Annotated in this window: 10 protein-coding genes; 7 read left to right on the top strand and 3 right to left on the bottom strand. The window is 44.4% G+C overall.

Annotated features, from left to right (window positions below; all coding sequences use genetic code 11):
* The first annotated feature begins 14 nt into the window (after window positions 1-14).
* The 7 genes from ABXT70_RS06235 (at window position 15) to ABXT70_RS06205 (ending at window position 9,720) form a co-directional block, all read left to right on the top strand.
* On the top strand, window positions 15-1,265 hold the full coding sequence (locus tag ABXT70_RS06235; protein WP_443642310.1) for an NAD(P)/FAD-dependent oxidoreductase: 1,251 nt from the start codon (window positions 15-17) through the stop codon (window positions 1,263-1,265).
* Window positions 1,266-1,300: 35 nt separating this feature from the next.
* Window positions 1,301-2,275: a TRAP transporter substrate-binding protein gene (locus ABXT70_RS06230; protein WP_443642309.1), complete on the top strand. Its 975-nt coding sequence runs from the start codon at window positions 1,301-1,303 to the stop codon at window positions 2,273-2,275.
* 61 nt (window positions 2,276-2,336) lie between these two features.
* Window positions 2,337-3,050, top strand: a complete 714-nt coding sequence (locus tag ABXT70_RS06225) for a TRAP transporter small permease (protein WP_443642308.1) — start codon at window positions 2,337-2,339, stop codon at window positions 3,048-3,050.
* Window positions 3,047-4,351 carry a TRAP transporter large permease gene (locus tag ABXT70_RS06220; protein ID WP_443642307.1) on the top strand — a complete coding sequence of 435 codons (1,305 nt, stop codon included), beginning with the start codon at window positions 3,047-3,049 and terminating at the stop codon, window positions 4,349-4,351. Before ABXT70_RS06225 ends, ABXT70_RS06220 begins: the two co-directional genes overlap by 4 nt.
* A gap of 30 nt (window positions 4,352-4,381) precedes the next feature.
* Window positions 4,382-5,380 carry an isopenicillin N synthase family dioxygenase gene (locus ABXT70_RS06215; protein WP_443642306.1) on the top strand — a complete coding sequence of 333 codons (999 nt, stop codon included), beginning with the start codon at window positions 4,382-4,384 and terminating at the stop codon, window positions 5,378-5,380.
* A gap of 117 nt (window positions 5,381-5,497) precedes the next feature.
* On the top strand, window positions 5,498-8,941 hold the full coding sequence (gene mfd, locus ABXT70_RS06210; protein ID WP_443642305.1) for a transcription-repair coupling factor: 3,444 nt from the start codon (window positions 5,498-5,500) through the stop codon (window positions 8,939-8,941).
* Between the two features lie 62 nt (window positions 8,942-9,003).
* Window positions 9,004-9,720 (top strand): CsiV family protein, encoded by a 717-nt coding sequence (locus ABXT70_RS06205; protein ID WP_443642304.1) that lies wholly within the window; start codon window positions 9,004-9,006, stop codon window positions 9,718-9,720.
* Here the strand turns inward: ABXT70_RS06205 and ABXT70_RS06200 are convergent.
* From ABXT70_RS06200 to ABXT70_RS06190, 3 genes are read right to left on the bottom strand one after another with little or no spacing between them, the layout of a single operon-like run.
* Window positions 9,695-10,291: a gamma-glutamylcyclotransferase family protein gene (locus ABXT70_RS06200; RefSeq protein ID WP_443642303.1), complete on the bottom strand. Its 597-nt coding sequence runs from the start codon at window positions 10,289-10,291 to the stop codon at window positions 9,695-9,697. The genes ABXT70_RS06205 and ABXT70_RS06200 overlap by 26 nt on opposite strands.
* Window positions 10,288-11,391, bottom strand: a complete 1,104-nt coding sequence (locus ABXT70_RS06195; protein WP_443642302.1) for a mechanosensitive ion channel family protein — start codon at window positions 11,389-11,391, stop codon at window positions 10,288-10,290. Before ABXT70_RS06195 ends, ABXT70_RS06200 begins: the two co-directional genes overlap by 4 nt.
* Window positions 11,391-12,044 (bottom strand): TetR/AcrR family transcriptional regulator, encoded by a 654-nt coding sequence (locus ABXT70_RS06190; protein ID WP_443642301.1) that lies wholly within the window; start codon window positions 12,042-12,044, stop codon window positions 11,391-11,393. The genes ABXT70_RS06195 and ABXT70_RS06190 overlap by 1 nt, the downstream gene beginning before the upstream one ends.
* Between the last annotated feature and the right edge of the window lie 142 nt (window positions 12,045-12,186).

Genomic DNA, 12,186 nt, shown 5'->3' with positions numbered 1-12,186 from the left:
TGAGGGATAGTGCATTGGTAAAAAAAGTCAAACGTGTTGCCATCATTGGCAATGGCATTATAGGGATTGCCACCGCCATTTGGTTGCAGCGAGCAGGCCATCAAGTCATCCTTATTGATAAATCGAGCCAAGACCAGCGCGCTAGCTATGGCAATGGTGGCGTACTGGCTTCATGTTCTGTGGTGCCCGTCAACAGCCCAGGATTATTAACAAAAGCACCACGCATGTTACTTGACCCCAATGAACCCCTATTCGTAAAATGGCGTTACTTGCCCAGAATGTTACCTTGGTTATGGCAATATTTGCGTAGAGCAAACGTCAAAAACTGTAGCCAAACTGCTGCCGCACTGCAGCCATTAGTATCAGAGAGTATCGGCAATCATCTAGCTATGGCTGAAGGTACTGGGGCCGAAAAGTTCATTATTCCTACGGACTATCTTTATGTATACAAAAACCGCAAGCACTTTGAAAGTGACGCGTTTGGCTGGTCACTAAGATCGCAACATGGCATCAAATGGACAGAACTTGATGGCACAGAATTTGCTGCTTATGACAACTGTTTTGCCGACAGCTTAACTTTTGCAGCTAAGATGAAAAATCACGGCAGAATTAGTGACCCAGGAGCATATTTGCAAGCCTTAGAACAGCATGTAATTGACCACGGAGGTGTCAAAGTAAATGGTTGCTTTGAAGATGTCGACTACCTGGGTAACGAACTCAACGCAGTAATCATTGACGGGCAGAAGATACTTTGTGATGTGGCCGTATTGGCTACTGGGGCCTGGTCTAAAAAACTGGCAGCTAAACTAGGAGTTAATGTCGCTCTCGAAACTGAACGGGGTTACCACATTGACCTATGGCACCCTAACTTCACACCTAAAGCTCCTGTCATGGTGGCTGGCAGCAAGTTTGTTATCACTCCAATGAAAGATAGAATACGACTTGCTGGCATCGTTGAATTTGGGGGGTTAGACGCAAAACCCTCGGCAAAAGCCTTCGATTTATTGCGCAACAGCATCAAACATGCTATTCCTAAATTAACGTGGAGTCATGAAACTGAATGGATGGGGCACCGCCCTGCACCCTCTGACTCAATCCCTATCATTGGAGAAATTTCCCAAAAGCCAGGGGTGTTTTTAGGTTTTGGTCACCACCACATCGGCCTAACCAGTGGCCCTAAAACAGGCTGGATGCTGGCTCAAATGATTAATGGAAACATGCTGCAAGAAGACGTTAGCATTTATTCCCCAAACCGCTTCATTTAAGAAGCATACCAACAACAATAAAAAGGTAAATGATTATGACATCAATTAAAAAACTACTGACAGCTACTACCGCGTTAGCCGCCATCTCTGCGCCAGCAATGGCCGAGCAATGGGACATGCCCATGGCTTATTCAGCGAGTAATTTCCACTCCGAAATGGGGGTAGTGTTTGCAGACAAAGTGCGTGACTATACCGGTGGTGATGTAGACATCACCATACATGCCGGAGGCTCACTCTTTAAAGGTGGTGAAATAAAACGTGCTGTACAAACAGGCCAAGCCCCTATTGGTGAGCGCTTTATGTCTGCCCATGCAAACGAATTACCCATTTTAGGGTGGGATAACGTACCGTTTTTAGCCACCACTTACGCAGACAATGACAAACTTTGGGCTGCTGCAAAGCCTTATGTCAACAAAGCTTTGTCAGCACAAAACTTAGTGGCTTTATACACCTGTCCATGGCCAGGGCAAGGGTTCTATTTTAACAAAGAAGTAAAATCTAGTGCCGACACACAAGGTATTAAATTCCGTTCATACAACTCTGCAACCGCAACCTTTGCAGAAGAGTTAGGTATGATTCCAGTACAAATTGAAGCAGCCGAGCTAAGCCAAGCGTTGGCAACAGGCGTAGCGGAGTCCTTCATTTCTTCTGGCTCAACAGGGTACGATCGTAAAGTATGGGAAAGCTTGTCTCATTACTACAAGGTTAACGCTTGGTTACCACGTAACTACGTGATGGTTAATAAAGGCGTGTGGGATGGTTTAGATTCCACCACTCAAGGTCAAGTTCAAAAAGCAGCCGATGAAACGGGTGCAGCATGTTCTGCCAAATCACAAGCGCTTGCCAGTTGGTACTTTGAGCAACTGTCATCTAATGGCATGAGCGTTGAAGATGCTGGTCCAGTATTCTTGTCTGAGCTAAAGGCTATTGGTGTCAAAATGACAGCAGACTGGTTAGCTAACGTAGGTAGTGATGGCCAAGCCATTCTAGACTCGTATAACGCACAGTAATTCCAATTGAGTCAAACTAGCGGCGGGAACCTCCGCCGCTCATTTTTTATTGGAGAATACAATGAACGATTGGTCACCTGTTTTAGGCGTACCTTTGTGGTTTTTGTTGTTCGTATTACCCTCAATCGTTTGCCTTGCTTCTCTACTAAAGCCCAAGGTATTACGGTCGTGGCTCACCCCTATTTGGCCCTGGTTAGATAAGCTATATCGTTTGTCTGGGCTTATAGCAGCTTGCTTTATGGTGATGATTTTATTACTTATTGTGGCGCAAATGATCGCCAGATGGAGCAACATTGCGTTTCCTGGATCAACTGAATTTGCAGGTTACGCCATGGCTTGCACATCATTCTTCGCCCTAGCTTATGCGCTAACAACAGGCGCTCACATTCGCGTATCGGTTCTATTAAATTGGAATCAATGGCTCAAGTTTAGGCTTGATGCTTTAGCAATGTATGTTGCTGCATTTATTGCCACTTACTTTGCCCGTTATGCCATTAAAACCAACCAATTATCTGCCATGCTCAACGACACTACTCAAGGGCAAGATCAAGTTCCCCAATGGCTTGTGAATGTTATCTCTATGTTTGGTTCATGGCCTACAACGTGGAGCGACATTTGGAGTCAACCCGCTAACGTTTGGATCTATACCCCCATGTGGTTACCACAAATCGCCATGTCTATTGGCTCAGTGCTATTGGCTATTGCCGTATGGGACCATTTAACTAGGCTGCTTGTCACCAGAGAATCTCAAATTAGAACGGAGTCAATAGAATGAATGAGCTCTACGCTGTAGGCATATTTTTATTGGTTTTGTTCACTTTATTAGGCGGCTCTGTTTGGATCGGCCTTGCTCTTATGGGTGTAGCTTGGGTAGGCATGGAGTTGTTCACCGTACGCCCTGCTGGAGACGCCATGATCACTACCATTTGGACAGGCGCTTCCAGCTGGACCTTAACAGCCCTGCCCCTGTTTATATGGATGGGGGAGATTTTATACCGCACCCGTTTATCCCAAGACATGTTCAAAGGACTAGCACCTTGGATGAGCTGGCTACCTGGGGGTTTACTCCACACCAACATTGCCGGCTGTACCATTTTTGCTGCCGTGTCCGGGTCATCTGCTGCCACACTAACCACCGTTGGTAAAATGTCGATTCCAGAGCTCCGTGCTAGGAATTACCCAGAGCACATGATCATCGGTACCCTTGCAGGAGCCGCAACCTTAGGTTTAATGATTCCGCCATCATTAACCTTGATCGTATATGGCGTAACAATTAACGAGTCTATTACTAAATTGTTTATGGCAGGTATTTTGCCAGGCTTAGTGCTTGCCGGCTTATTTATGGGCTACATTATTTTGTGGCACTACTTTGGTAAAGGCCCCCGCCCTGACCCAGAACCTCCTATGAGCTTTGTGGAGATGGTAAAGACTAGCCGTTTTTTAGTGCCTGTACTATTATTAGTGTTTTCGGTCATTGGCTCCATGTACATGGGCTACGCCACCGCTACAGAAGCCGCTGCTGTTGGCGTTGTTGGGTCACTGTCCTTAGCTGCGGCCCAGCGGTCACTTAACTGGGATACATTTGTTGCTAGTCTGCTAGGCGCCACCCGAACTTCAGCAATGATTGCGTTAATTCTCATGGGTGCTGCGTTTTTGTCCCTATCCATGGGATTTACTGGTATTCCACGAGCATTGGCAGCTTTTATCGACAGCATGAGTTTGTCACCCTTAACACTAATCATGGCATTGACAGTATTTTACATCATCTTAGGTATGTTCTTAGATGGCATTTCATCCGTGGTTCTCACTATGGCCATCGTTGAACCAATGATCCGCCAAGCAGGTATTGACGTGCTCTGGTTCGGTATTTTTATCGTTGTGGTAGTAGAAATGGCGCAAGTAACTCCCCCAATTGGGTTTAATTTGTTCGTCTTACAAGGCATGACTAAACATGAGATTTCTTACATCGCTAAAACAGCCCTGCCTATGGTGGGCTTGATGGCGCTGATGATTGTCATTCTAGTTATTTGGCCTGAATTAGCCACTTGGCTGCCAGACACCATACGGGCGCGTTAAATCCAAGAGCAAATACAAAGAGTAACGGCAATGAGTCGCGATTATGCAAAAGCAAAACCTGTGTCAGTTGGAGATATTCCAGTCATCGATTTTGCACCACTGATGTTACAAGGCAATGTTACAGAAGTATCCAAACCTTTAATGTCAGCGGCTTTAAATACTGGTTTCTTTTATATAAAAAACCATGGTATCGATCCTCAAGTGATCCAACAAGCATTAGATGCCTCGCGGCATTTTTTCCACTTAAGTCAGGAAGAAAAAGCCCTAGTCGCGGTTAATACCAACCAAAGAGGATGGTTAGGTCCCAAAATGGCCACCTTAGAAGGCGCAAAAACCCACGATTTAAAAGAAATATTTTTTACTGGGCCAGAATTTTGGTCTGATGAAATGTGGGCTAAACGAACCCAAATCCCTCTCATCACACATAATTTATGGCCTGCGTCACTGCCCGAATTAAAACGTGACCTGCTCGCGTATTATGATGCAACCTGCTTGCTAGGCAGGCAAGTACTTAAAGCCATCGCCGTAGGTTTGGGAGAGAACTCTGATTTTTTTGAACATCGATATACCAGCCCACTAGGTCGCAGCCAGTTGGTGTATTACCCTCGTTCAAGCCAACAGGATGAGGCTGATGAGCGTTTTGGTGCTGCACCCCACACAGATTTTGGCGTCATTACACTCTTGTATCAAGATAACAACGGTGGTCTGCAAGTCCTAAATAAACAACAAGAGTGGGTTGAAGCCACACCTATTGAAAATACCTTTGTATGCAATATAGGGGATCTATTACATCGCTGGACCAATGGATATTTATCTTCAAACTTGCATCGCGTCATCAATCGATCTAACAACGAACGCTACTCTATGCCCATATTTTTTGACCCAGATGCTGATACGATCGTTGACCCAAGGGATTTCAAAAAGTTTGTTAACGATGTATCAAACTATGCACCTATTAAAGTAGCTGATTATATTCACAGCAAAAATAGCAAAGCCTTCGCTCAATATAACCAATCACAAGATAAATAGTACACAGCCATACTTAATATAGGCCATTTTGCAGGGTTTTAATGCAAGTTAAAACAGAAGCCACTACAATAGCAGGGTATTTTTTTGCCTTTACGGCCAGTGCTTTAGGACTCTTGCTTGTTATTACAACCCACCTCTATACCCTCTAAAGTTGGTCATAAGTCTAATTGGGGACAAACCCACGGCGCAGCTTCGGCCTTGGCCATTGCCGAAGCCGCAGAAGTCCACCAAGGGCCTGTACTAGCGCTGGTAAAAGACACAGATGCCGCACTTAAATTGAGTGCGGAAGTTGACTTTTTCCTAACCGGTACTGGGCTTGATTGTTTAATGCTGCCAGATTGGGAAATATTGCCCTACGATAGCTTCTCTGCCCACCCAGATATTGTGTCAGAGCGCATTAGCACGCTCAACCAAATCACTCATTTGAGCAAAGGTGTGGTCATCGTTCCAGTGGCCACACTACTCCATCGCCTGCCCCCGATGAACTACTTAGCTGGCAACAGCTTTACATTGTCGACTGGACAAGAGTTACCCCAAACTCAATTTCGCCAACGTTTAGATCAGGCGGGTTACCTGCTCACAGAAACCGTATCCCAAGCAGGTGAATATGCTTTAAGGGGTGGTTTAATTGACCTCTACCCCATGGGCAGCCACGCGCCATTACGAATTGAATTATTTGACGATGAAATTGAAAGTCTGCGCTATTTCGATGCTGATAGTCAGCGTACTACGGCCCTAATTACTGAATTCAATTTACTACCCGCCCGCGAGTTTCCATTAACCGATGTCGCGATTAGCCACTTTAGGCAAAACTTTACCAGCCAATTTGATTTAGACCCAAAAGCCTGCCCCGTATACCAAGACGTAAGCCAAGGGTTTGCACCCGCCGGTATCGAATATTACATACCCCTATTCTTTAACTCCATGTCAACCTTACTGGACTACCTTCCAGGTTCCACTCTTGTGGTAAAACAAGGTGATATTGAAGCTCAAGCCACGCATTTTTGGTGCGACATTGAATCACGTTATGAAGATTATAGTCATGATATAGAACGCCCACTGCTAGCACCTAAACAATTATTTTTGTTTACCGATGAAATGTTTTCTGGCCTTAAAAATTTTCCCATCATTGATCTACAAGAAGGCGCTTTTGTTGAACCTGAAGCCAACAAGGGTTTATATAATTTAGGTGGTGCCCAAAACCCTCAAGTTGCGATTAATAACCAACTGGCTAAGCCGCTCATTGCTTTAGAAACAGTGCTCAAAGGCCAGCAGCAAAGTATATTGGTCTGCGCTGAATCAGCCGGCAGAAAAGAAGCATTACTCGATTTATTTAAAGCATTACCGACGGCCCCAGAGGATGTAGATGACTGGCTTGATTTTATTACCAAAAAGCCTAATTTTGCGATCTGTGTTGCACCTTTAGAACAAGGCCTAAATTTACCTGAACACAGTCTTATTCTTGTCTGTGAGGCACAACTATTTGGCCAAAAAGTACTCCAGCGACGTCGCCGAGACAAAGTCACAGAAAATCCCAACACCGCTATTCATGACTTAGCTGAACTAAGTATTGGCAATGCTGTGGTTCACCAAGATCACGGTGTTGGCCGCTATAATGGTTTGCAAAGCCTTAGTATAGATGGCCAAGATGCCGAGTTCTTAGTATTACTCTACGCCAATGAAGCCACCCTTTACGTCCCCGTTTCTGGTATTGAGCTACTGTCCCGTTATTCGGGTGGTGAAAACGCACCGTTACATAAATTGGGTGGCGAACAGTGGACTAAAGCTAAGCGCAAAGCTGCAGAAAAAATTAAGGATACCGCCGCAGAGTTGTTACACATCTATGCCCTGCGTGAAGCTCGTGATGGGTATGCCTTTCCAAAGCCAGATGAGAGCTATCAAGCATTTTGCGACGCTTTTCCCTATGAAGAAACACCGGATCAAGAACAGACCATAAAAACCGTATTAAGCGACATGATGGCAGACCAACCCATGGACAGGCTAGTCTGTGGTGATGTAGGTTTTGGCAAAACAGAAGTTGCCATGCGGGCAGCGTTTATGGCGGTTAACGGTGGTAAACAAGTAGCGTTATTAGTACCCACCACACTTTTGGCACAGCAGCATTACGATACCCTACGGGACCGCTTTGCCAATTGGCCAGTGAATGTTGCGGTGATGTCACGTTTCCAAACGGCCGCTGAACAAACTAAAACCATGGTTCACGCTGAGGACGGCACCCTAGACATTTTGGTAGGCACCCATAAAATTTTACAAGGTAAACTTAATTTTAAACGTTTAGGTTTGCTTATTATTGATGAAGAACACCGTTTTGGTGTACAACAAAAAGAGTCGTTCAAAAAGCTCCGCTCAGAAGTGGATATTTTAACTCTCACAGCCACACCAATTCCTAGAACATTGAATATGTCCATGGCAGGCATGCGTGACCTCTCCATTATTGCCACGCCACCAGCAAGGCGTATTTCCATCAAGACTTTTGTTCGACAAAACGACAAAAAACTCGTTAAAGAAGCTATTTTGCGAGAACTGCTTCGTGGAGGGCAAGTTTATTATTTGCATAATGAAGTTAAAAGCATAGAAAGTAGTGCTGAAAAACTGCGTGAACTAGTACCTGAGGCACGGGTTAGTGTGGCCCACGGGCAAATGCGTGAACGCAAGCTAGAACAGGTAATGGGAGATTTTTACCATAAGCGCTCAAATGTGCTTGTGTGTTCTACCATTATTGAAACTGGCATTGACATACCTACCGCCAACACAATTATTATTGAGCGTGCAGATAAGTTTGGTTTAGCTCAGCTGCATCAATTACGTGGTCGTGTAGGTCGCTCCCATCATCAAGCTTATGCCTACTTAATGACGCCTCACCCAAAACTGTTGAGCAAGGATGCCATCAAACGTCTCGAAGCAATTGAAGCTACAGCTGACCTCGGTGCCGGTTTCACCCTTGCAAGTCACGATTTGGAAATACGTGGTGCTGGTGAGCTTTTGGGTGAAGAGCAGAGTGGCCAAATGCAAGGCATTGGTTTTAGTTTGTATATGGAAATGCTCAACCAAACCGTTGAAGCTATGAAGAAAGGCGAAACACCAAATCTAGACCAACCACTATCGCGTGGTACCGAAGTTAATTTACACTTGCCTGCGCTTATTCCAGAAGCCTATTTACCTGATGTACATAATCGCTTAGTTATGTATCAGCGGATTGCCAACGCCGAAGACAATGCGGCATTAAAAGAGTTACAAGTGGAAATGATTGACCGCTTTGGTTTACTGCCTGATCAAATAAAAAACCTTTTCCGCCAAAATCGTTTAAAGTTAAAAGCTCAGGCTATTGGTGTTACACGCATTGAAGCCTCCGCAGGCAATGGCCGCATGGAGTTCGGCAAGAATACCAAGATAGACCCCATGGTGTTAGTAAAACTAGTACAAACTCAACCTCGAAACTTCCGACTTGAGGGTGGCACCAATTTAAGGTTTACTTTACCTATGGAAAAAACTGAAACACGCTTCCAACGAATGGAAGACCTAATTAAACAAATGAGCTAAACATGCGATCAAGATTTCTCCCACATTGGCACGTGTTTACTGCGTTTTTTATGGTTTTATTAATGTTACAACCAACGTTAGCATTGGCCGCTGACGACAAAGACGAGACCTGGTATCAAATAGAGATCATTATTGCCAAACGAGGAGATAAGGTTCCTACGTTAGAAGCATTCCCATTTCAGCCAGCCCCTATATCATGGCATCATGGTAGGACCCTTGCCCACTTTGACCCAGAAGTAAGTGACCGAAACGAACTAGAGAATGTTGAGTTCATAGCCTTGCCTGCAGACCAACGCATCCTCAATAACGAGGTCCAAACACTAGCAAATCATGAGGATTATGAAGTTCTAGTACATCAAAGCTGGCGCCAAATTCTAAAGGGCAACAAAGCCATTCACTGGATCGATATTAAGGGTGATTATACTTGGGCCGGCCATCAGCAGCTTGAAGGTAGTTTGGGATTCAGCAAAGGACGTTATTTACACATCCACAGTGAATTGCATTTAAACCAATTCCCAACCATCGAAAGCGCAAGCAGTCGGCACACCAAACAAAAGTTCTTAAGCGACAGGCAAAGCTTGGTGCCAATTATTGAAACTCGCTACAGCCTCATCCAAAGGCGTAAGATGCGCAGTAAAGAATTACACTACTTAGATCACCCTAAACTAGTGCTTCTGGTTAAAGTGATTCCCTACACGCCAGCAGAGCCTATTTTGGAAGCAATACCAGCAGATGAACCTAAATTGGTAGACCTTACGGCGCCAAGCACCGCCGAGTAAAAGCTTGAGGCAAGAGTTCCGCCAATAGCTGATCTAGCTGCATGGCTTCTGAATGAGATTGGGCACGAGGATAAACAGGTTGGTGGCGATCATCATGCCAAATATCCCAATTAAGGGTATGTACTATAAATTCCCTTGCAAATGTGGGCGCTATTTCCTGGCAACCCAACAAAATCACATCAAGGTAGGATTGTACGATAGGCGCACTCTGTAACCCATGGCCTTTATGGTTGTATAGATAAACCCAGACCTGACTGTTTTCATCGAGCGCTTGGTCTCCTTGCAGGTAGTCTACCTGTGATAGATCTAGTTGGGCCCTTCTATAATGCGTTTCTCGCTCATCAAACTTTTCTAACTCAGACTCTGGCACCTCAAATAACACTCCATTACAGCATGCACCTGCCATCGGTCTTGCAGCAACGGCACGCATGCCAGTCCCTTCCCAACCTACCCATGTCCGCTCTAATCCCTGCACTCGTACGGCTAATGAATCACCTGCAATACCAGTAATTCGACGGCTAGAGCTGCTAATTAAACTACCATAGCCAAAAATATAGTGCTGCTTACTCATGAACCGTTGGTATCCATTACCTGTTGAGGCATGAGATGAATAGTTTGGGTGGGAAATGCAAAATCTGCACCATGGAGGGCTACGATATCGCTGATTAAACCAAGCAACTGCTGCTTAATTTCATGGAACTCGGCCCACTTAGTTGTTTTGGTAAAACTGTACACAAAAAAATCTACACTGTGAGAGTTAAAGGTATTAACGTTGACCATGAGAGTTTGTTGAGTATCTATGGCTGCATGGGCCAATAACATTTCTTTAACCGCTACAGTAATGGCTTGGACTTTGTCTTGATCTTCATAGCGCAGGCCAAAAGTCTCGTAAAACCTCCTATTATGCATACGCGAAGGATTTTCTACGGAAATACTGGTGAAGGTTGCATTAGGCACGTAGAGCGGGCGCATATCAAAGGTGCGGATACGGGTGATGCGCCATCCAATGTATTCCACCGTGCCTTCAATTTCCTTATCAGGCGAGCGGATCCAATCACCTACAGAAAACTGACGATCCAAATAGATCATCAAGCCCCCAAAAAAGTTAGACAACAGGTCTTTGGCAGCAAAACCAATGGCGATACCACCTACCCCACCAAAGGCCAATACGCCAGAAATAGAAAAACCAAAGTGTTGCATCAACGCTAAAATAGCGGTGATTACAACAGCCGCCTTAACTAGCTTACCCATAGCTTCTACAGTGGTTTTATCCCATGCATCTCTATGTTTACCTGGTCGAGCTAACGTAGAAACAACCACACTCACCAAGCGTACTAAAAACCAAGACACCAAAACAATGAGTAAGGTGTCACGTAAGCTCGCTACAAAACTTAAGGTGTCAGCATCAAAAGCGTGGCTAACAATACCCACAACCCAGGCTATGCCTAAAACCCACACTCCCCAAGCTAAAGGTTTACGTGCGGCATCGAGCAGAGCGTCATCCCATTCATTTTCAGTTTTTTTCAGCTGTACGGCTAAACGCACAAATATTCTACGCACTACAAAGTTAAATAATAGTACTGCTAATACCAACAGAAACACTTTAGTAAGCAAAATCGATTGTGAAGTATCTATCCCTACATTTCCTAACAACTGGTTCATCGAGTTCATTAAAACTCTCCTATAATTGGTGCTTGGGCCGCACTCGCCATAACGGGTACGATATCCACCATAATTTGATCCAAACTACGGTTGCTAGCGTATTCTCGCTCACAAATAGCTAAAAGAGCTTCACTACTGGAAAGGGAAAAAACCAATATGCCCAATAGATAATGAAAACGCCAAAAAAACTGCTCATCAGTCATCTCTGGCATATGTTTACGAAGCAGTTTCATAAAGTACAAAAATGAAGCACCGTATTGATAGGAAAGGTGCTTACGAAGGTGCCCTTGGGACTGGCTATAAGCGGTACTTATAAGGCGTGCAAACACAGCTAAACTATGATGATTTTGTTGCGCAACGTGCTGGCAAGATCGTGCCAAAATAGCCAACAAAACCTGCAACTCTTGCTCATCATTATGGCTTTTGCTAAAAGACTTTTCATAAGCACTTAACTGTGCATGAAGATTTTGAGTTAGTGGCCCTAAAAAACGATCTGTTACAGCTTGAATTAAGCCTTTCTTTGAACCAAAATGATAATTTACTGCGGCTAAATTAACCTTGGCCTTGCTAGTAATGGTTCTAAGAGATGTCTCTACAAAACCATGAGCTGAAAACTCAGCTTCTGCGGCATCTAAAATACGATCAATGGTGGAACTTGTCATTGTTGTTTTTTACTAATAATTTTTGTTTAAAACATGCGTTTAAAACTAACACGACTATTATAGCTCTAGCAAGCTCTGTAAAGTCAGAAATCTCCTAGTTCCAATTAGTTAGATCAGTTACCATAGCCACCTCCATAATATA

Source organism: Candidatus Njordibacter sp. Uisw_039, assembly GCF_047730075.1.
GTDB lineage: Bacteria > Pseudomonadota > Gammaproteobacteria > Pseudomonadales > Balneatricaceae > Njordibacter.
The sequence above is the reverse complement of the archived record's forward strand: the minus strand, read 5'-3'. Positions and strand labels throughout refer to the sequence as shown.